This window comes from Amycolatopsis sp. GA6-003 (genome assembly GCF_046267895.1).
Lineage (GTDB): Bacteria > Actinomycetota > Actinomycetes > Mycobacteriales > Pseudonocardiaceae > Amycolatopsis.
This window is the reverse complement of the sequence record NZ_CP176499.1, coordinates 7,236,240-7,258,187: the sequence shown is the minus strand read 5'-3', so window position 1 is coordinate 7,258,187 and position 21,948 is coordinate 7,236,240. Positions and strand designations below refer to the sequence as shown.

The 21,948-nt window shown below is 72.0% G+C and carries 10 protein-coding genes; 6 read left to right on the top strand and 4 right to left on the bottom strand.

The window, feature by feature from the left end; genetic code table 11:
• Nucleotides 1–16: 16 nt before the first annotated feature.
• Together F9C12_RS33000 and F9C12_RS32995 are read right to left on the bottom strand one after the other, a co-directional pair.
• A complete protein-coding gene (locus tag F9C12_RS33000; protein WP_409462972.1) occupies nucleotides 17–907 on the bottom strand; it encodes a nucleotide disphospho-sugar-binding domain-containing protein in 891 nt (296 codons plus the stop codon).
• Nucleotides 908–1,116: 209 nt separating this feature from the next.
• Nucleotides 1,117–1,533, bottom strand: coding sequence for a hypothetical protein (locus tag F9C12_RS32995; protein ID WP_409185653.1), 417 nt, complete (start codon nucleotides 1,531–1,533; stop codon nucleotides 1,117–1,119).
• A gap of 130 nt (nucleotides 1,534–1,663) precedes the next feature.
• On the opposite strand from F9C12_RS32995, the gene F9C12_RS32990 reads away from it, so the two are divergent.
• A complete protein-coding gene (locus F9C12_RS32990; protein ID WP_409185652.1) occupies nucleotides 1,664–2,428 on the top strand; it encodes a TetR/AcrR family transcriptional regulator in 765 nt (254 codons plus the stop codon).
• A 266-nt stretch (nucleotides 2,429–2,694) separates the two neighbouring features.
• On the opposite strand, the gene F9C12_RS32985 is transcribed toward F9C12_RS32990, so the two are convergent.
• On the bottom strand, nucleotides 2,695–11,097 hold the full coding sequence (locus tag F9C12_RS32985) for a beta-ketoacyl synthase N-terminal-like domain-containing protein (protein ID WP_409462971.1): 8,403 nt from the start codon (nucleotides 11,095–11,097) through the stop codon (nucleotides 2,695–2,697).
• 296 nt (nucleotides 11,098–11,393) lie between these two features.
• Between F9C12_RS32985 and F9C12_RS32980 the strand changes: the two genes are divergently transcribed.
• Together F9C12_RS32980 and F9C12_RS32975 are read left to right on the top strand one after the other, a co-directional pair.
• The gene (locus tag F9C12_RS32980; RefSeq protein WP_409462970.1) at nucleotides 11,394–12,209 is read left to right on the top strand and encodes a thioesterase II family protein; all 816 of its coding nucleotides are present in this window, start codon (nucleotides 11,394–11,396) and stop codon (nucleotides 12,207–12,209) included.
• Between the two features lie 103 nt (nucleotides 12,210–12,312).
• Nucleotides 12,313–12,576: a hypothetical protein gene (locus tag F9C12_RS32975; RefSeq protein ID WP_409462969.1), complete on the top strand. Its 264-nt coding sequence runs from the start codon at nucleotides 12,313–12,315 to the stop codon at nucleotides 12,574–12,576.
• A gap of 60 nt (nucleotides 12,577–12,636) precedes the next feature.
• On the opposite strand, the gene F9C12_RS32970 is transcribed toward F9C12_RS32975, so the two are convergent.
• On the bottom strand, nucleotides 12,637–17,961 hold the full coding sequence (locus F9C12_RS32970) for an SDR family NAD(P)-dependent oxidoreductase (protein ID WP_409462968.1): 5,325 nt from the start codon (nucleotides 17,959–17,961) through the stop codon (nucleotides 12,637–12,639).
• Between the two features lie 303 nt (nucleotides 17,962–18,264).
• Between F9C12_RS32970 and F9C12_RS32965 the strand changes: the two genes are divergently transcribed.
• The 3 genes from F9C12_RS32965 to F9C12_RS32955 all read left to right on the top strand — a co-directional run bounded on the left by F9C12_RS32965 (nucleotide 18,265) and on the right by F9C12_RS32955 (nucleotide 21,927).
• On the top strand, nucleotides 18,265–19,518 hold the full coding sequence (locus F9C12_RS32965; protein ID WP_409186917.1) for a nucleotide disphospho-sugar-binding domain-containing protein: 1,254 nt from the start codon (nucleotides 18,265–18,267) through the stop codon (nucleotides 19,516–19,518).
• A gap of 368 nt (nucleotides 19,519–19,886) precedes the next feature.
• Nucleotides 19,887–20,570 (top strand): PIG-L deacetylase family protein, encoded by a 684-nt coding sequence (locus F9C12_RS32960; protein ID WP_409462967.1) that lies wholly within the window; start codon nucleotides 19,887–19,889, stop codon nucleotides 20,568–20,570.
• Nucleotides 20,571–20,634: 64 nt separating this feature from the next.
• Nucleotides 20,635–21,927, top strand: coding sequence for a nucleotide sugar dehydrogenase (locus F9C12_RS32955; protein WP_409185647.1), 1,293 nt, complete (start codon nucleotides 20,635–20,637; stop codon nucleotides 21,925–21,927).
• Nucleotides 21,928–21,948: the final 21 nt, after the last annotated feature.

The following is a 21,948-nucleotide window of genomic DNA, read 5'->3' as shown; positions in this document are numbered from 1 at the left end:
CGAGAAGACTCCTCAATCAGCGGGTCAGTTCGGCGACGACGGCGCGCGGGGCGGGCAGCGCGGCGATCTCTTCCCGCAACGCCTTCGCGGCGCGACCCAGTTCCTCGTCGGCCGTCAGCGTGCGGGCCCCTTCGGCGGAGCCGGTCTTCCCGGCGCCGACCGCCGCGACGCGCGCGGTGATCGCCGATTCCGCAAGGGAAAGCTGGGGCAAGCCGTTCGCCGCCGCGGCGAGGGCGAGGGCCGCGTCGCCGTCGTGGATGACCGCCGCGCACGTCGACAGCAGCGCTGCCGGTGGCGCGGAGTCGACGAGCCGGACGTTGGCCGGCAACGTGACACCCGCCGGGACGCGGGCCGCGCACACGAGTTCGAAGTCCGCTCCCGCGACCGCGTCGAACAGCGGGGCGAACAGCGTCTCGTCGGTGAGGGAGAGCAGCACGCGGGCGCGCCGGGCCTTGCGGCGCAACCAGTTCGGCACCACCACGGGTCCGAAATAGGGCACGTGCCGCATCGCGCGGACGGAACCGCTCCCGTTCCGCAGCGACGGCGGCACGGTGTCCAAGGTGACGTCCGCGGAGTCGTCCGCGTCCGGCTCGTCCAACGCGCCGAGGACGCGGACCGCGACGGCCCCGACCGCTCGCGCGGCGGCCGTTCCCGCCGGAGCGAGGGCGTCGGAGACCACGACCTGGGGACGCCACAACTCGGCGAACTCGGTTAAGGCGCCGGACTCGGCGAGCGCGGCTTCGCTTTCCAGCTCGACCGCCACGCAACTGGTGCGGAGGATCTCCTCGACGAACGAAGAACTTCCGGCGATTTTCACTTCATGGCCCGCCGTCCGCAATGCCCACGCGAGTGGCGCGAGATTGTGCAGCCGGGCGGGCGAAGACGGGGCGGCCATGAGCACACGCATGGAATCCACTCCAGAAAAAGAAACCGGGGAACCCCGGCGCGAATGTTGATCCGAGATTAACCGGGCCCGAGTCGCCCCCATACCCCTATTGCGGGCCGCGAAGCGCGGTCGTTCGCCCACGCCCGGCGGGGCCCGCGGGGTTCGCCGATACTTTCCGGCATGGAGTCACCCGGCAGCCGCGCTTGGCAGGCATACCTCGGACGACCGTGCTACCCGCCCGCCCCAGCGACCGCGCGCAGACGACGGTCCCACTCACGCGCGGCCCACACACCACCCGCCAGCACCCCACCGCCGAACAGCACCCAAAGCAGCCACGACGGGTCCCATTCCTCCCCGAGCAGACCACCCGTCAGCCAGATGACGACGTGCACGACGCTGACGACCAGCCACAGCGCGGCCGCGATCCGCGGAGCCGCCTCGAGCGCCGGCGGGACGGCGTCCGCGGCCCGGCCGGCGACCGCGACGCGCAGCGCGGCCTGCGTGGTCGCGGTTTGGACCAGCGCCAACCGCCGGGCTGCCTCGGCGACGTCGTATTCGCCCTCCGAACGGGCGTGCTCGATCTCGGTCGCCGCCAGCTTCCGGTCCAGCTCGGTCACCCGGCCCGCGAACCGGCGGGTCGCGCTCACGACAGCGGACCTTCGGCCAGGACGCGTGCTGGGGCAGGCTTGGATGCCGCCACGACCATTTCCCGTAGCCTCTCAGCTTGTTTAGTGTAGGGCTTGCACAGTTTACTCGAAGGACCCCGCGGAGCGAAAGATGACGACCGAGCCCGATAGTGCCGACCTCCGGCAGCTGCCCCCCGGGCTGACCCCCGCCTGGGGCGCCGCGCCGCGCGCCCGCCGCGGCCCGAAGCCCTCGCACAGCGTGGCGCAGGTCGTCGAGGCCGCCGTCGAACTCGCCGACGCCGACGGGCTGGCGGCCGCGTCCCTGCCCAACATCGCCGCTTCGCTCGGCCTGACCACCAACGCGCTGTACCGCTACGTCAGCTCGAAGGACGAACTCCTGGTGCTCCTGGCGGACGCCGGGTTCGGCCCGCCGCCGGACCTGCCGGACGACCTCGGCTGGCGGGCCACCGCGCGGGCCTGGACCCACGCCGCGCTGGAGCGCTACCGGGCCCGCCCGTGGCTGCTCGACGTCCCGGTCCGCGGCGATGCCGTCACCCCTCACCTGCTCGGCTGGACGGAACTGCTGCTGTCTGCGCTGTCCGCCGCCGGTCTGTCCGATGTGGACGCTCTCGGCTGCGCGAGACTGGTGACGGACGTCGCCCGCGGAACGGCCGAACGCCTCCGCGCCGTCGCCGACCCGGACTCGGCCAGTTTCCCCGGCCACGCCGCCGGGGTCCGCGCGTTCCTGCACCCGTTGCTCGCCGACCGCGGCTACCCCCGGGTGGCCGCCCTCACGGCCGAACGGCAGTACCCTGCGGCCGCGGACGCGGACTTCGGGCTGGACCGGGTGCTTGACGGGATCGCTGCTCTTCTCGAAGGGACTCGCTCCGGGCGCCACCACGGCGGGGGTGCCTGACTGTCGGGCACCTCCGCCGCCGGGATTCCGCAACTACCGCCGACCACTCACGAACCGAGCCCACCGCGGCCGCTCTCCTCGAAGGATCCCGCTCCAGGCATCGAAACGGCGAAGGCCCTGACCACCAGACACCCCCGCCGCCCGGGCCCTCATCACCGACCCCGCGCGGACGCCCTCCTCGAAGGGACTCGTTCCGGGCACCGAACCGGCGGAGGCACCTGACCAGACACCCCCGCCGCCGGTATCCCGCAACTACCGCGAACCACTCACGAACCAAGCCACTCCTCGACCGCCCGTGCCGTCGTCTCGGAGCTGTCCTCCACCAGGCTGAAGTGGTCGCCCGGGACCACCGCGGTCTCGTCGGCCAGGCTCCATGCCGTCCGCCACGCTTCCGAGTCCTCGGTTCCGGCCTCGGGCGCGTCGAACCGGTCCTCCGGGCGCACCAGCAGGCTCGGGGCGGCGATCTCCGGCAGGACGACCTCGGGGAGCACCTCCAGGTACCGGGCGAGCGCGGTCAGCTTCGTCCGGTCGTACGGGCCGTACCGGTCCTCGTTCGCGAGCAGTCCGGAGACCAGGCCGAGCGTGGCCTTGTCCCGTTCCTCCTGGTCGCTGCGCTGGATGTCCTCTCCGCTGGCCGCGTAGGTGTCCAGCAGGACGACCCCGGCCGGGCCGGTGCCCGACTTCTCCAGCAGGCCCGCGACGGCGTGCGCGAAAATGCCCGCCGACGAGTACCCCAGCAACGCGAACGGCTCGTCGCCCACGGCCTCGCGGACGCTCTCGGCGAGCACGTCCAGGATGGCCTCGGCCGACTCCGGCAGCAGCTCGCCGGCCAGGAATCCCGGCATCGGCAGTGCCGACAGCGTGCGCACGCCGCGGAAGTGCGCGGCGAACCGCGCGTACTGGTACGCGCCGCCCATCGCCGCCGGGGTGGACAGGCACAGCAGGTGCGTCCGTCCTGGTCCCTCGGCCATCCGGACCGGTACCGGGAGCTGGCCGATGCCCGCCGCCGACTGGAAGGCCGGGCGCAGCCGGGCCGCCGCGCTCAGCAGGCCGAGCCCGTCCTCCGTCTGTCCCGCGCGGACGGCCTCGGAGAACATCTGCTTCAGCCCGTCGGAAGCCGGGTCCTCCGGCGAACCCGCGGCCGCACCGTCCAATTCGGACAGCAGGTGCGCGGTCAGCGCCACCGGGTTCTGGTGGTCGAAGATGACCGTCGGGGACACGGTCAGCCCGGTCGCCTCGTTAAGGCTGTTGCGCAAGCCCACCGCGGACACCGAGTCGAAGCCCGATTCGAGGAAGTGCCGGTTCGGGTCGACCGCGTCGGCGTCCGCGTACCCGAGCACGGCCGCGGTGTGCTCCAGCACGACCTGCAGCAGGATCTTCTCGCGCTGCACCTGGGTGTGCCCGGCCAGCCGCTCGCGCAGCACGTCCGGGTCGGCCGCGACGGCGGTGCTCGCCGTGCGGCGCACCACGACCGGTGCGGCCTTGGCGGTTTCCACCGGCGCGGCAACGGTTTCCGGCGCCTCCGAGACGGGACGCACCGTCACGGCCTCGATCGAGGCCACCGGCTTGCCCGCCTGGTCGGCCAGCGTCACCGCGACCGCGTCCTCGCCGACCGGGGTCATCCGCACGCGCAGCTTCGCCGCCGCGGTGGCGTGCAGTTCGACGCCCGCCCAGGCGACCGCGAGCCCCGCCTCGCCGCCGGGACGCAGGCCGAACGCCTGGATCGCGGCGTCCAGCGCGGCCGGGTGCAACCCGAACCGGCCGGCCTGCGGGCTCGTCTCCTGGCCGAGGCTCACCTCGGCGAACACCTCGTCGCCCCGCAGCCAGCCCGCGCGCAGGCCCTGGAACGCGGGCCCGCGACCGAGCCCCGGCGCCTCGTACCGGCCGTGCACCGGCACCGGTTCGGCTTCGGCGGGCGGCCAGTCCTCGAGCCCCTCCGGCCTGGCCTTCCCGCCGGTCAGCGACCCGCTCGCGTGCCGGATCCACCCGGCGATCGGGTCGTCCGGGCGCGAGTACACCGTCAGCGACCGCGCGCCGGACTCGTCCCGCGCCCCGACCACGGCCTGCACCTGCACCTTCCCGCGCTTCGGCAGCACGAGCGGCGTGTGCACGGTCAACTCCTCGACCCGCGAGCAGCCCGCTTCGTCGCCGGCGCGGACGGCGATCTCGACGAACGCCGCGCCGGGCAGCACGATCTCGCCGCCGACGGTGTGTTCGGCCAGCCAAGGGTGGGTGCCGGCGGAGAGCCGGCCGCTGAGCACGATCCCGTCCGAATCGGCCAGCCACATCGCCGCGCCGACGAGCGGGTGCCCGGTCGATTCAAGCCCGGTGGAGCCCAGATCGCCGCTCGCCCGGATCGCCTCCATGTCGACGTCCGGCCAGTACCGCTTGCGGTGGAACGCGTACGGCGGCACCGGCACCCGCCGCACCTGCAGACCGGCGAACAACCGCGCGCCGTCGAGGGTCAGACCGTCCACATGAGACTGTCCGGCCGCGCGCAGCACCGCGGTGGTCTCGGCGAGATCGCCGGGCAGCACGGGCAGTTCGGTTACGTCCTCGCCCGGCCCAGTCAGACCCGGCCGCACGGCGCGCGCGAGCTCGCCGCCGGGACCGAGGTCCACGAACCGGTTCACCCCCATCGCCTCGAGACCGCGGACCGCGTCGAGGAAGCGGACCGGCTGGCGCAGCGTGGCGACCCAGTGCGCGGGATCGGCCAGTTCGTCCCCGGCCGGGGCGCCGGTGACCGTCGAGAGCACCGGGACGCGCGGGGCGCCGTACGACAGCTCCCCGGCGATCTCGGCGAGTTCCTCCAGGACCTCGTCGACCCGCGGCGAGTGCGCGGCCTGGTGCACCGGCAGCCGCCGGGTCCGGCGTCCGCGTTCCTCCCACTGGGCGGCGATCGCGAGCACCGGTTCCTCGTCGCCGGAAAGGACGACGGAGGCCGGTCCGGCGACCTCGGCGAGCGCCACCCGGCCGGTCAGCAGCGGACGGATTTCCTCCTCGCTCGCTTCGATCTCGACCATCGCGCCGCCGGTCATCTCCTCCAGCAGCTGCGCGCGGGTGGCGACCAGTTTGACCGCGTCAGGCAGCGAAAGCACGCCAGCGACGTGCGCGGCGGCCACCTCGCCGCCGGCCCGGCCCAGCACGCAGTCGGGCCGCTGCCCCCAGAATTCGAGCAGCCGGAACAGCGCGACCTGCACGGTGAACAGCGCCGCTTGGGTGAACGACGTCCGCGCGAGCAGCTGCGCGTCCACCGAATCCTCCTCGGCGAACAGAACGTCCAGCAGCGGCCGGTCCAGATACGCCCCGAACTTCTCGCTCACGTCGGTGAATTCCCGGGCGAACGCGGGGAAAGCCGCGCAGAGGTCCTTGCCGGTGCCGGGCTGGACGACGGCGTGCCCAGCGAACAGGAACGCCGTCTTCGCGCCCGCCCGGACACTGCCGCGCAGCACGGCGACGGCGGGCTCGTCGTTCGCCAGCGCGGCGAGCCCCGCGCGCAGTTCCTCCCGGTCCGCACCGACCACCACCGCGCGATGCGGGGCCGGGGCCCGGAAAGTGGCCAGCGAGTACGCGAGGTCCGGCAGGCCGGGTGCGTCGTCAGCGGTCAGCCGGGACAGCAACCGCTGTGCCTGCAACGGAAGGGCTTCCTTGCTGCGCGCGGAAATCAGCAGCGGCAGCGGCCCGTGCGGCTCGGCGAGCGGCGTGGGTTCGTCCTTCTCCTGCGCGGGCGCCTGCTCGATGATCACGTGCGCGTTGGTCCCGCTGTATCCGAACGAGGAGACCCCGGCGCGGCGCGGACGTCCGGCGTCCGGCCACGGGATCGTCTCCGCCAGCAGCCGGACCTGCCCCGCCGACCAGTCGACCTGCGTGGTGGGGTTGTCTGCGTACCGGGTCATCGGCAGCTGCTCGTGCCGCAGTGCCATCACCATCTTGATGACGCCGGCGACCCCGGAAGCGGCTTGGCTGTGGCCGATGTTCGACTTGACCGAACCCAGCCACAGCGGGCTGTCCTCGGCCCGGTCCTGCCCGTAGACCGAAAGCAGTGCGCGCGCCTCGATCGGGTCGCCGAGGGTGGAGCCGGTCGCGGACGCCTCGACGACGTCCACCTCGGACGGGCGCAGCCCGCCGAGCGCGAGGGCTTTGCGGATCACGCGTTCCTGCGACGACCCGCTCGGCGCGGTCAGCCCGTTGGACGCGCCGTCCTGGCCCACCGCGCTCGACCGGATCACCGCGAGGACCTCGCGGCCGTCGCGCAGGGCGTCCGAAAGCCGCGCGACCACGAGGACGCCGACGCCCTCGGACCAGCCGATGCCGTCCGCGTCCGCGGAGAACGACTTGGACCGGCCGTCGGCGGCGGTGCCGCCTGAATCGAAGTGGGCGAACGGGCTCGGCGAGGTGAGCGCCGAAACCCCGCCGACCAGCGCGAGCGAGCAGTCGCCCTGGTTCAGCGCCTGGCTCGCCGAATGCAGGGCCACCAGGGACGACGAGCAGGCCGTGTCGATCGAGACCGACGGGCCCTCCAGGCCGAACGCGTAGGACACCCGGCCGGACACCACGCTGCCGAGCACGCCGGTGCTGCGGAACAGGCCGTTGGTCTCCAGGTCGCCGCCCGGCCCCGGGTCGTAGTCCGACTTCATCACCCCGGCGAACACGCCGGTGTCGCTGCCCTTGAGCGAGACCGGGTCGATCCCGGCCCGCTCCAGCGCCTCCCAGCAGGTCTCCATCAGCATCCGCTGCTGCGGCTCGATCATCGGGGCCTCGTTGGGGCTGATCCCGAAGAAGGCCGCGTCGAAGCCGGTGAGGTCGGGCACGAATCCGCCTTGCGGCACCCGCCCGCTCGCCTCGACCTGGCCGAGCCAGTAGTCCAGGTCCCACGACCGGTCGGTGGGGAAGTCCGAGATCCCGTCCCCGCCGGAGGACGCGAGCCGCCACAGCTCTTCCGGCGTGCTGACCTGCCCGGGGTAGCGGCAGGCCATCCCGATGATCGCGATCGGCTCGTCGCCGGCCACGGTGGTCAGGGTGACCGGCTCCGGCTTGCCGTCCAGTTCGCCGAGCAGCGACTGGTACAGGTGCTCGGCCAGCTCCGCCGCGGTCGGGAAGTCGAACACGAGGGTGGGCGGAAGGGACAGCCCCGTGGCCGCGCCGAGCTGGTTGCGCAGCTCGACGGCCAGCAGCGAGGTGAACCCGAGGTCGTTGAACGCGCGGTCGACGTCGATGAGGTCCGCCGAGTCCTGGTCGAGCACCGCGGCGACGTTGGCGAGGACGACCCCGCGCACGGCCTTGAGCCGTTCGGTGGCGGGAAGCGCGAGCAGCTTGCCGCGCAAGGAATCGGGATCGGCCTCGGCACCGGCGTGCGCGGCCGTCTCCGGTGCGCTGGCGGCGCGCCGCGCGACCGGTTCCGGCGCGCGGCTGGGCTCGCGGCGCGGCGCGGCGGCCCCGCGGACGGCAGCCAGCTGCTCCTCGGAGAGCTGCCGCAGCGTCAGCGATTCGACCGAGGCAACCGGATTCCCCGCCACGTCGGCGAGTTCCAACGCCACGGTGTCCGGCTCCGTGCGCCGCAACCGCACCCGTGCCGCCGCGGCGCCCGAGGCGAACAGTTCCACGCCGGACCAGGCGTACGGGAACGAGATGCCTTCTCCTTCGCCCGCAAGGCCGATCGCGTGTAGTGCCGCGTCGAGCACGGCGGGGTGCAGCCCGAAACCGGCCCCGTCCCTCCGGGCCCGTTCGGGCAAACTCACCTCGGCGAAGATCTCGTCCGCACCCCGCCACGCGGCCCGCAAGCCGCGGAACACGGGACCGTAGTCCAGACCGCGCTCCGCCATTTCCTCGTACAGGGCCGCGAGTTCCAGCTCTTCGGCCTCGGCGGGCGGCCAAGAAGTCAACGCGAAGGACGCCGCGCCGTTCGCAGCGGCCAACACTCCGCTGGCGTGCCGGGTCCACGTCCCTTCGCCGGTAAGGTCGTCAGTGCGCGAGCTGATCGTGAACGAACGTGCGCCGGACGCGTCCGGAGCGTTGACGCTCACCTGGATCCGGACGCCGCCTTCCGCGGGCAGCGCCAGCGGTGCTTGCAGGGTCAGCTCCCGCAGCCGGGAGCAGTCCACCCGGTCCCCCGCCCGGATCGCGAGCTCCACGAAACCCGTGCCAGGGAAGAGAATCGAGCCGCCTACGGCGTGGTCGGCCAGCCAGGGGTGGGTACCGACGGAGACGCGGCCGGACAGCACGACGCCCTCGGAGTCCGCGAGCACGGTGGCCGCGCCCAGCAACGGGTGGTCCACCGGTTCCAGGCCGAGCGAAACCGGGTCGCCGTAGATTTTGGCCGACTGCAGCCAGTACCGCTGCCGCTGGAAGGCGTAAGTAGGCAGTTCGGCGGGGCGCGCGCCACGGCCGGCGAAGAACGCCGCCCAGTCCGGGGAAACCCCGTGTGCGTGCAGCTCTCCGACCATGGCGGTAAGGGCTTCCGCGTCCTCGCTCGGCGTGGACCCGACAAAAGCGTTCCCGGTCAGGCTTTCCCGCGCGCCCGTCGGGCCGAACTCGACGAACCGGTTCACGCCCTGGGCTTCCAGGTGCCGGATCCCGTCCGCGAAACGTGCCTTCGCGCCGAGCCGCCGGACCCAGTACGCCGGCGAGCGCAGCTCTTCCTCGCTCGCCAGCTCGGTGCCGCCGCCCGGCAGCACCGGGATGCCCGGCTCCGCGTAGCTCACCGATTCGACGGTCTTCTGGAGCGCGTCGGTGCCGGCAGCGGCCACCAGCGCGGCCGCGTCCGCCAGCGACAGAACGCCGGAAACGTGCGCGGCGCTCAGCTCGCCGATCCCTTGCCCGGTAACAAAGTCCGGGGTGATCCCCCATGACTCCAGCAACCGGAACAACGCCACCTCGACGGCGAACGCGGTGCCGTTTTCGCCGTGCTCGGCCAGCTTCGCGCGGGCTTCTTCGTACGCCGTGGCGAACGCGGGGAACGCGGCACTCAGCTGTTGGCCGAGTCCCTTGCCACCGGAGGCGGTGCCGGAGAACAGGAATGCCGTCGACGTCTCGCCGCGGGCCACCCCGTGCACGACCTCGGCGGAGGTCTTGCCGTCGGCGACGGCGTCCAGGCCGCGAAGCAGTTCCTCGCGGCCGGTCCCGGTGACGACGGCCCGGTGCGGGAACGCCGACCGGCCGGTGGCGAGGGAGTAGCCGATGTCCAGCGGGTCGAGATCCGGGTGGTCGCGGACGTGCTCCCGCAGCCGCGCGGCCTGTGCCCGCAGCGATTCGGGGTTCCGGCCGGACAGCACCCACGGGATCGCGCCGCCCGCGGGGGTTTCCCGCTCCGCGACCGCGGTGTCCTCAGGAGCCTCTTCCAGGATGATGTGCGCGTTGGTGCCGCTCATCCCGAACCCCGACACCGCGGCCCGGCGAGGCCGCTCGTCGCGCGGCCAGGCCACCGGTTCGGTGAGCAGCTCGACGGCGCCGGAGGCCCAGTCCACCCGGCGGTTCGGCTCGTCCACGTGCAGCGTCTTGGGCAGGAGGTCGTTGCGCAGCGCGAGCACGACCTTGAGCAGCGAAGCGACCCCGGCCGCCGCCTGGGTGTGGCCGAGGTTCGACTTGACCGAGCCGAGCCGCAGCGGCCGTCCGTCAGGCCGTTCCCGGCCGTAGGTGGCCAGCAATGCCTGCGCCTCCACCGAATCGCCGAGCGGGGTCGCCGTGCCGTGCGCCTCCACGAGGTCGACCTCGTCGCCCGCCACCTGGGCGTTGGCCAGCGCCTGGCGGATCACCCGCTGCTGGGCCGGGCCGCGCGGCGACATCATCCCGTTCGAGGCGCCGTTCTGGTTGACCGCGCTGCCGCGGACGACCGCGAACACCGGGTGCCCGTTGCGGCGCGCGTCCGAAAGCCGTTCCAGCAACAGCATTCCGGCGCCCTCGGACCAGCCGATGCCGTCCGCGCCCTCGGCGAACGACCGGCACCGGCCGTCGACCGACAGCGTGTCGTCGACGCTGAACTCGGCGAAGGTCTGCGGGGAGGACATCACCGTGACCCCGCCGGACAGCGCGAGCGAGCACTCCCCTTGGCGCAGCGCCTGCACCGCCATGTGCAGGGTCACCAGCGAGGACGAGCACGCGGTGTCGACGGTCACCGTGGGCCCTTCGAGACCGAACGCGTAGGCGAGCCGTCCGGACACCACCGCGGAGGAACCGTAGTGGCCCGGGTAGTTGTGGTACATCACCCCGGTGAACACCCCGACCGGGCTGCCCTTCACCGAAGCCGGCGGGATCCCGGCGCGCTCGAACGACTCCCAGGTGGTCTCCAGCAGCAGGCGCTGCTGCGGGTCCATCGTGAGCGCTTCCCGCTCGCCGAAGCCGAAGAACCCGGCGTCGAACTCGGCCGCGTCGTACAGGAATCCGCCGTGCCGGGTGCGGCTGGCGCCCGGCCGCTCGCCGGTCGGGTCGTAGAGCCGCTCGGTGTCCCAGCCGCGGTCGGCCGGGAACTCGCCGACGACGTCCGAGCCGTCGGCCAGCAACCGCCACAGGTCCTCGGGCGTGCGCACGCCGCCGGGAAACCGGCAGGCCATGCCGACGATCGCGATCGGCTCGTGACCGGCCCCGCTGAGCTTCTTGTTCTGCGCGCGAAGCCGCTCGGTCTCCTTCAGGGACGCACGGAGGGCGTGAACCAGCTTGTCGTCGGACTTGTTCATTCAGACCTTCTCCTGAGTCGCGTGGTCGTCGGCGCGGTACGGGCCGGTTCGCCCGGACGCGGCTGCCGGGAGGTCCCGGGAAACGGTTGCGGCGGGAAGGTTTCCGCTCTCGCCCACTACCCCGCCTGAGGCGGTACGTTACGAGCGGCGAGCACGGCGTACCCACCCCTAACCGGCTGCCCGGACCCCTGAGCGGGCCCTCCCGGCGAGGCGGCCGAAGGGCGGCTCGACCGCCCGCGGGCGCTGCGCCGCTAGGGGTTGCCGGTCCCGCGGAGGGACCGGAGACTTCCTGAACTGTGACTGCCCTGAACAAGAACTCGAGCCGATGGCTCCGGCGATTCCACGCGGCCGACGACGCCGCGGTGCGACTGGTGTGCCTGCCGCACGCGGGCGGGTCGGCGACCGCGTACTTCCCGTTCTCGCGGGCAGCCGCCGACGGCGGACTGGACGCCGACGTCATCGCCGTGCAGTACCCGGGCCGCCAGGACCGGCGGGACGAGCCGTGCTGCACCGAACTCGCCGCGATGGCCGACGTGATCGCCGACGACCTCGCCCCCTGGATCGACCGGCCGGTGGCCCTGTTCGGCCACAGCATGGGCGCGACGCTCGGCTACGAGGTCGCGTGGCGGCTCGAGGCGCGGGGCACCCGGCCGCTGGGGCTGTTCGCGTCCGCGTGCCCGGCACCGTCCGTGCCGCGGTCGGAGTACGTCCACGAACTCGGCGACGACGGTCTGCTCGCTGCCCTCAAGGAAATCAGCGGCACCGGCAGCGCCGTGTTCGGCGACGACGAACTGCTGCGCCTGGTGCTGCCCGCGATCCGCGGGGACTACACGGCCGTCGAGACGTATCGCCCCGAACCCGGGCTCGCACTGGACTGCCCAGTCCAGGTTCTGCTGGGCGCGGACGACCCGGTAGTCGACCCCGCCGAGGCCGACCCGTGGCGCGGGCACACCAACGGCCACTGCGCCGTGCAGGTGCTGGAAGGCGGGCATTTCTACCTGAATGCCCAGCTAGCCGCCGTGCTGACTACCGTCGCGGCGTGCCTGCGCGACTGGCGCGCGGAGGCGCTCGCTTCCGCGACCCCGGCCCCCGGGCGGATTGCGGGGGAGTAAACCCCAGGCTGCCTTCAGGTGCCGACCCCCTGGTCTGCCGGGCTCGGATCCGCGAAACTGGTACCGCAAGGAACAGACCGGACCACCGGCCCCGGAGGCAGCCATGACGGCTATTCGAACCGCGCCCGGCGTTACCCAGCGAATGCTCCCCGACGGACACCTCAAGCTGGCCAGCACGAGCCGCGAGGTGGACTGCGAACCGGTGGCCGCGGCCATGCTGGTCGCGCTCAACCAGCACAACGGCGACCTCGACGACGCGAGTGCCGTCCTCGCCGCGCTGTGGGAGACCGACGTCGAAGACCTCCGCTACGACCTGGTGGCCCTGACCGGCTCCCTCTGCTCCCTCGGGCTGCTGACCGAGGGGTGAGCACCACGCGAGTCCCCCGCCGCGCCAGTGAACTAGACGGCGGCGGGGGATTCGCCATGCTCACACCGGTTTAGTGTCCAGTTCCTCGTCCAACAACGCGAAGAGATCCTCCGCGCTGGCGTTCTCGATGTCCGCGGCCTCCTCCGGGGCCGAGAACGACGCCAGCAGCGCGGTCAACCGGCTGACCAGCTTCTCCCGCTCGTCCTCAGCCAAAGCGTTGTCCCGCACCACCGACTCAAGAGCCGCCAGCTGTGAATCCACAATGGACGGTTGATCCGCCAGTCCCGCGCCGAGCAGCCCCGCCACCGCTCCCGGGGACGGGTAGTCGAAGATCAACGTCGCTGGCAAACGCTGCCCGGACACTTCGTCCAGCCGGTTCCGCAGCTCGATCGCCGTCAGGGAGTCGAAGCCGAGTTCGATGAAGCCCTTGCGGGGGTCGATCGCGTCCGGGCGGTCGTGTCCGAGCACCACCGCCGCCGTGCCGCAGACCAGGTCGAGCAGCGCTCGTTCCCGTTCCGCGGCAGGCAGGGTCGCGATCCGGGTCCACGAGTCGTCGGCGAGCGTGGCTCGGCGCCGCGGGGCGCCGCGCACCAAGCCGCGCAACAACGGGGGCACGCGGTCCGCGCCAGAGCGCAGCCCGGCCAGGTCGAGCCGGACCGGGACCAGTGCCGGTTGCGAGGTGCCGAACGTCGCGTCGAACAGCTCGAGCCCGTCGGCGAACGACAGCCCGGCCACGCCGGACCGCGCCATCCGGACCAGGTCGGTGTCGCCGAGCGCGCCCGCCATGCCGCCGGTCCAGAGGCCCCACGACAGCGACACCGCCGGCAAGCCGAGCGCCGTGCGGTGGTGGGCCAGCGCGTCGAGGAACACGTTCCCGGCCGAGTAGTTCGCCTGTCCGGCCGAACCGAACGGGCCGGCGACCGAGGAGAACAGCACGAACGCGGCCAGGTCCAGCTCCGCGGTCAGCTCGTGCAGGTGCCAGGCCGCGTCCAGCTTGGGCCGCAGCACCGCGTCCATCCGCTCCGGGGTCAGCGCGAGCAGCACCCCGTCGTCCAGGACGCCCGCCGTGTGCACGACCGCGGTCAGCGGATGTCCGGACGGCACCCCGGCCACCAGCTCGGCCGCCGCGGTCCGGTCCGCGAGATCGCAGGCCACCACCGAAACCGCGGCGCCCAGCTCCTCCAGCTCCGCTTTCAGCTCCGCCGCTCCCGGTGCCGCTTCGCCGCGCCGGCTGGTGAGCAGCAGGTGGCGCACGTCGTGCTCGGTCACCAGGTGCCGGGCGAGCAACGCGCCCAGCGCACCGGTGCCGCCGGTGATCAGCACGGTTCCGTCCGGGTTCAGCGACGGCGCCGAAGTCTCGGGGGCGAACTTCGCCAGCCGGTGCACCAGCACCGCCCCGTCCCGGACGGCGACCCCGGGCTCCCCGGCGCGGATCGCCCCGAGCACCGTGGCCAGCGGCAGTTCGCCGCCGTCGACGTCGACCGCGGCGAACCGGTCCGGGTACTCCAGCTCGGCCGACCGCACGACGCCCCACAGCGCGGCGTGGACGAGGTCGGCGACGTCCTCCTCGGGACGCGTCGCGATGGCGTGAGAAGCGACCACGACGAGCCGCGAGGCGGCCAGGGCCGGTTCACTGACCCACGCCTGTACCAGTTCCAGCAGCTGATGGGCGGCCTCGCGCGCCAGGGCGGGCGACGCCGTCTCGGGGGCCGCGAACGACACGGTCACTACGTCGGGGACGGCCTTCCCCGCGTCGATCAGCGCGGTAAGGTCCACATAGGACTCCCCGCCGAGGCCGAACGGATCCGCACCGAGCACCGCGTGCGAAACGCCAGAAGCGGCATCACCGGAATACGGCAGCCATTCCACCCGGAACAGCGAGTCGCCAGCAGCCGGACGGGTGACCGCGGCGAACGCGTCGTCGGCGATCGGCCGCAGTGCCAGCGACCCCACGGTGACGATCGGCGCCCCGGCGGGATCGGTGGCGGTGAGCGAAACGGTGTTCTCGACGTCCGAGGAGAGCAGCACGCGCAAGCTCGACGCCCCGCTGGCGTGCAGCGAAACCCCGCTCCACGCGAACGGCAGCGCCGGTTTGTCCTCCGTCAGCCCGGCCAGCCCGATGGTGTGCAGCGCGGCGTCCAGCAGGGCGGGATGCAGCGCGAACGCCGAACCGTCGGTGTGCTCCGGCAACGCGACTTCGGCGGCCAGGGTGTTCCCGTCGCGCCAGACCCGGCGCAGCCCGGCGAACACCGGCCCGTAGTCGAAGCCCTGTGCGGCGAGTTCGTCGTAGCGACTGGTCACGTCGATCTCGACGGCACCGGCCGGGGGCCACTCCGCGGCGGCCACGGGCGCGTCCGCCGTCGGCGACACCCTTCCGCTGGCGTGGTGCGTCCACTCCCCGGTGTCCGCGACCCGCGAGTAGATGCCCACCGCGCGGGCGCCCGACTCGTCCTCCGCGCCCACCGTCACCTGGACCGGGACGGCCCCGTGTTCGGGCAGGATCAACGGGACCGCGAGCGTCAGTTCGTCAAGCCGCCCACAGTTCACCTCGTCGCCCGCCCGCACGGCCAGTTCGACGAAAGCCGTACCGGGGAACAGCGGCACCCCCTGCACGACGTGGTCGCCGAGCCACGGCTGCGCGCGCAGCGAAAGCTGCCCGGTGAGCACAACGCCGCCGGTGTCAGCGGTCGTCACGACCGCGCCCAGCAGCGGATGCCCGGCTTCGACCTGCCCGACCTCGGTTACCCCGCGGACGCGGGCTCCGGTCGGGTTCTCCATCCAGTAACGCTTGCGCTGGAAGGCATACGTCGGCAACTCGACCGGCGCGCCGCCGGCGTAGAACGCGGAAAAGTCCACAGTGGACCCGGTGGTGAACAGCGCGGCCACCGCGGCTGCCGCCGACTCGGCTTCCGGCCGGTCCTTGCGCAGCACCGGGACGAACGTCGCCCGGTCGTCGGCGGTCAGGCACAGCTGCCCCATCGCGGTGAGCACGGCCGACGGGCCGACCTCGACGAACGTCGTGACACCGGCGTCGAGCAGGGTGCGGATGCCGTCGGCGAACCGGACCGCGTCGCGCACCTGGCTCACCCAGTACTCCGGCGAAGTCAGGTCGGCGTCCGGCGAAACCGTCGAGACGATGGGAAGCGCGGGTGCGGAATAGGTCAGGTTTCGGGCGATGAAGGCGAAATCGGCCAACATCGGCTCCATCAGCGCCGAGTGGAACGCGTGCGACACCTTCAGCCGCGAAGTCTTCTCGAACCTAGATGCCACCGCGAGAACCGCGTCCTCGTCGCCAGACAACACCACCGACGACGGCCCGTTGACGGCGGCGATCGACACGCCCTCGGTCAGCAGCGGCACGACCTCGGCCTCGGCAGCCGCGACGGCGACCATCGCCCCGCCAGCGGGAAGGGCCTGCATCAGCTGCGCCCGGGCCGTCACGAGCGTGCACGCGTCTTCGAGCGAGAGCACCCCGGCGACGTGCGCCGCGGCCAGCTCGCCGATCGAATGCCCCAGCAGGTAGTCCGGGGCGACGCCCCACGATTCGAGCAGCCGGAACACCGCGACCTCGACGGCGAACAACGCCGGCTGCGTGTACCCGGTCTCGTCGGAGCCCAGCACGGTCCGCACCGGCACGTCGAGGTGCTTGTCCAGTTCGGCGGCCACCGCGTCGAAAGCCTCGGCGAAAGCTGGGTAGGCCGCGGCCAGTTCCAGGCCCATCCCGGCGCGCTGGGCGCCCTGGCCGGTGAACAGGAACGCCGTGCGCCCGGTGCCGGCCGCCCCTTCGACGACACCCGTCGGGGTGCGGCCGGCCGCGTACTCGGTCAGCGCGCGGATCGCTCCGGCCCGGTCGGCGGCGACGATCCCGGCGCGGTGCTCGGCCTGGGTCCGCGTGGTCGCCAGGGAGAATCCGATGTCCACAGTGGACTCTTCACCGGCGGCCGCGGCGAGTTTGCCCGCCTGCGCCCGCAGCGCGTCCGGGTCGTTGGCCGACAACAGCCAGGTCACCGGCCCGGCGTCCGGAGCCGGGACCGGCACCGGGTCGCCCTGCTCGACGATCACGTGCGCGTTGGTCCCGCTGATGCCGAACGACGAAACGCCCGCGCGACGCGGCCGCCCGGTCTCCGGCCACGGCTTCGGCTCGCTCAGCAGCGAGACGGTGTCGGTCCATTCGACGTGCGGCGACGGCTCGTCGGCGTGCAGCGTGCGCGGGAGCACGCCGCGCCGCAGCGCCTCCACCATCTTGATCACGCCGCCGACCCCGGCCGCGGCCTGCGTGTGGCCGACGTTCGACTTGAACGACCCGACGTACAGCGGCCGTTCCGCCGTCGCCGCCTTGCCGTAGGTGGAAATCAGCGCCTGGGCCTCGATCGGGTCGCCGAGCTTCGTGCCGGTGCCGTGCGCCTCGACAGCGTCCACATCGGACAGTTTCAGCCCGGCGTCGGACAGTGCCGCCCGGATCACGCGCTGCTGCGCCGGGCCGTTCGGGACGGTGATACCGCTGGACGCGCCATCGGAGTTGACCGCGCTGCCGCGGAGCACCGCGAGGACGTGGTGGCCGTTGCGGCGCGCGTCGGAAAGCCGTTCCAACAGGAGCATTCCGGCACCTTCGGAGCAGCCGACACCGTCGGCGCCACTGCCGAACGCCTTGCAGCGACCGTCTGGGGCGAGGCCCTGTTGCTCGCTGAAGTAGACGAACATGTCCGGAGTCACCATCACGGTGACTCCACCGGCCAGTGCCAGCGAGCACTCCCCCCGCCGAAGTGCTTGCGCGGCAAGGTGCATCGCGACCAGCGACGACGAGCACGCGGTATCGACCGACACCGACGGACCTTCCAGCCCGAGCGTGTAGGAGATCCGGCCAGAGACGAGGCTGCCGTCGCTGCTGCCGGCGCCGTAGTCGTGGTACATCACGCCGGCGAAGACGCCGGTCTTGCTGCCCCGCAACGTCGACGGCACGATCCCGGCGCGTTCCACGGCCTCCCACGCGGTCTCCAGCACCACCCGCTGCTGCGGGTCGAGCGTGCGAGCCTCTCGCGGGGAAATGCCGAAGAACTCCGGCTCGAAGTCGGCGGCGTCATAGAGGAAGCCGCCTTCCTTCGAGTACGTCGTGCCGGGACGGCCCGCGGGGTCGAAGATCGCTTCGGTGTCCCAGCCGCGGTCGTCGGGGAACTCGCCAATGGCGTCGGTGCCGCCGGCGACGAGGTCCCAAAGCTGCGCGGGCGTGGCGACCCCGCCGGGGTACCGGCAGCCCATCCCGATGATGGCGATCGGCTCGCTCAGCGCCGCGGTGAGCTTCTGATTGTCCGCCTTGAGCCGCTCGTTGTCCGTCATGGACTGGCGCAGCGCGGCGACGATCTGCTCGGTGGACGGTGTCTGGGTCACTGGGAGTCCCCTCGTTCGTCGGTTACACACTCACGCATTCCGCACTCCGCCACTGCAGCAAGCCAGCAATCCCTGGTCGTCTGGTTCGGATCGTAGGTCGGCGCGCGGCCCGGCCGGACCCCTGAAAACCGGGCTAGGGGCGGGAAAGCGGGTAGCGGGCGGGACGCGGAAGCGCCGGCCCGCGCGGACAGGGGTCCGGCACCCCTACGCCGCATTGCCGGGTCTGCCGCGGGCCCGGCCGCGATTACCGTCTCCCCAGAAGTGTTCCCGGACCCCGGCATCGGAGAGTGCGCTGTGCGAGTCATGTTGATGGTCTTCCCGACGAGGACGCACGTCTACAGCATGGCCCCGGTCGGCTGGGCACTGGCCGCCGCCGGGCACGAGGTGCGGTTCGTCGGCCAGCGCAATCCCCGCGAGGTCCTGCCGTTCGCCGAGACCGGCCTCGACGCGATGTGGTTCGGCGAGGACCTCGACATCGCGCAGCACCGGCGGCTCAGCGCGGGCGGCGACGACACGCTGCACGGCAAGCACCAGCTTTCCGAAAGCCGTCCGGAACGCTACACCGAGGAATACGTGCGCACTGTCTACGACGGCTGGGTCGACGTTTTCCGCTGGAACACGCCGGAACCGCTGCTGAACGAACTCGTCCGGTTCGCCCGGAACTGGCAGCCGGACCTCGTCGTGTGGGACCCGCTGGTCTACGCCGCGCCGATCGTCGCGCAGGCGATCGGCGTCCCGCACCTGCGGATGATGTACGCGGCCGACCAGACGGCACGGATCGGCGCGCAGTACCGGGACCTGCGCGCGAGCAAGCCCGAGGACACCGGCCCGGACCCGTTCGTGGAGTGGATGTCGGCCGAGGTGGGCCGCTACGGCGCGGACTACGACGAGAACCTGCGCTACGGCGTCAAGACCATCGACTGCCACCCGTCGTATCTCCGGTACGACGGCGTCGACGTCGACTACCTCCCGGCGCGGTTCGTGCCGCTGAACAAGGCGATGGCGCTGCCGCGCTGGGTCGTCGAACCCCCGGCCCGCCCGCGCGTGCTGCTGACCCTGGGCATCTCCAACCGGCAGACGCTCGGCGAAGAGGAGACCTCGGTTTCCGCGCTGCTCGACGGCCTTTCCGACCTCGACGTCGAGGTGATCGCGACGCTCAACGCGGAGCAGCTCGCGACGGTGGACAAGATCCCGGACAACGTGCGCGCGGTGGACTTCGTGCCGATGTACGAACTCCTCGCCTCGTGCTCCGCGATCGTGCATCAGGGCGGCGGCGCGACGATCGGCAACGCGGTGGTCAACGGTGTCCCGCAGCTGGTGATCCCGGGCACCACGTGGAGCGAGCGGATCTCCGCGCTCGCCCAGGTGAAGCGCGGCAACGGCCTGATGGTGGACCTCGAGGACGTCACCCCCGGCACCGTCCGAAATGGACTTGAGAGGCTGCTGGAGGAACCGTCCTTTCGCGACTGTTCGCTCGAGGTCCGGGACGAGATGCTGGCCACGCCGACGCTGGACGACCTCGTGCCGGAGCTGGAACGCATCGCGGGATGCCGGTGACGCCACTCCGGATCAGCTGATTCCTCCTCGCTAGCTTTCCCACCTATTGCTCGCGCCCGCGCCTGCGTCGAAAACGCGCGCGCCGGGCGGGCAATTCCTTCGCGCCCCCAGCTCGATCGCGGCCGACCGCCGAATCTCGCGATTCGCGGTATTTTCGCCTGCCCGTATTCATTCCCCACCTGCTTTCCGGTGCGCGGCGCGCCCACCCCTGCGCCGGTCCGCCAGCCCGGCCAAGGTCCGCTTTAGACGGTCTTTAGGGGTTGTCGCAAAGACCCCCCGGATGTCAGATTTTGCTGGCGTTCCAAGCCATTTCGCACGGCTCGCTTCCGCTGGGGGTTTCACCGCCCGGACAAGGACTGGGGAATCGTATGCACACGTTGACACGCAGGCTTCTGGTGGTGGGAGCCCACGGCGACGACGAAACGCTCGGCGCGGGCGGGACCATCGCCCGGCTCGCCGACGAGGGCGTCACCGTTTCGCTTTGCATTCTCACCAACGACGACGGTTCGCGTTCGGCCGCCGGCGCCGAGGTCACCGATCGCACCGACGCGATCGAACTGGCCGCGAAAACGCTCGGCATCGAGCGGGTGCGAGTCCACGAATTCGGCGACAACCGGCTCGACACGGTCAGCCATCTGGAACTGAACCAGGTCGTCGAGCGCGAGGTCCGCGAATTCGAGCCGGACACCGTTTTCGCCACCAGCATGTGCGACCTGAGCACCGACCACGCGCTGGTCAGCCGCGCCGCGCGGGTCGCCGGACGGCCGGGCAAGGGCCCGGTGCGCGAGGTCCGCACGTTCGAGATCCGCTCCGCCACCGACGTCGGAGAGGCCTCCGGGCTGCCGGTCACGTTCCGGCCGAACTGCTGGCAGATTCTCGACCAGAGCCACCTCGACCGCAAAATCGAAGCACTGCGCGCCTACGGGAAAGAACTCGAGACGTGGCCGAACCCGCGCAGCGAACGCGGCGTCCGCGCCTTGGCCGAATACCGCGGCTCGCAGGTCAGCGCCGGCCTCGCCGAGGCCTTCGAAATCGTCCGCTCGGTCCGATGACCGGCTTCCCGTCCGCTTTTCCCGCTCGCTTTTCCACTGCCCATCCAGAAACGGGTGACCAGGAATGACCAGTACTGTCGCTGAATTCGAGGCCCTCGCCGAACGGAACCAACTGACGTCGGTCGCGGTGATCGGGATGGGCTACGTCGGCCTGCCGACCGCGCTCGGCCTGCACGCCGGCGGCGTCGGCGTGATCGGCATCGACCTGTCGCAGAACCGGCTCGACTCGATCCGCTCGGGCGACGTCGACCTCATCGAAGCCGACCACCGGCGGCTCGAGAAAGCCGTGCACCAGGAGGACTTCCAGCTCACCACGGACTCGGCGCGGATGGCCGACGCGGACGCGGTGCTGGTGTGCGTGCCGACCGGGCTCGACGAGTACCTGATGCCCGACCTCGGCCCGCTGGAGGCGGCGTGCGCGGCGCTGGTCGCGAACGCCCGCCGCGGCCAGACGTTCATCCTCACCTCCACCAGCTACGTCGGCACCTCGAACCGGCTGCTGGTGAAACCGCTGGTGGCCAAAGGATTCACGATCGGCCGCGACCTGTTCGTGGCGTCCAGCCCGGAGCGGATCGACCCGGGCAACGTCACCCACACCCAGGCGGAGACGCCGCGCGTGCTGGGCGGCGTGACCCCGGTGTGCACCGCGATGGCGCAGCGCGTGATCAACGTGCTCACCCCGGCCGTGCACTGCGTCAGCTCGCCGGAAGCGGCCGAGATGACGAAGCTGTACGAGAACACCTTCCGCGCGGTGAACATCGCGCTGGCCAACGAGTTCGCCGAGATCAGCGACGGCTTCGCGATCGACCCGATCGAGGTCATCGACGCGGCGGCCAGCAAACCGTACGGCTTCATGGCCTTCCACCCCGGCCCCGGCGTCGGCGGCCACTGCATCCCCTGCGACCCGCACTACCTGCTGTGGCAGCTGCGCGCGACGCAGAGCAACGCACCGCTGGTGACCCAGGCGATGCACGCCATCGCGGAGCGGCCGAAGCAGGTTGTCGACCGCGTACTCAACACACTGTCCCGCGAAGGCAAGGGCATGGCGGGTACGCGCGTGCTGGTGGTCGGCGTGACCTACAAGCCCGGTGTGCAGGACGTGCGTTCGTCGTCCGCGCTCGACATCATCGACCTGCTCGCCGCGAAGGGCGCGAAGGTCGGCTACTACGACCCGCTGGTGCCGAATGTCCGAGTGACCGGCGGTTCGCTCGACACCGTCCCTGAGCCGGACGGCGAGGACTGGGACGTCGCGCTCATCCACACCGTCCAGCCGGGCCACGACTACGAATGGCTCGCCGACTGCCCGACCGTCATCGACGCTACCTACCGCTTCGACCGCGCGCTCTTCGCGAACTGATTCTTCGCGGGGGTTCCGGGC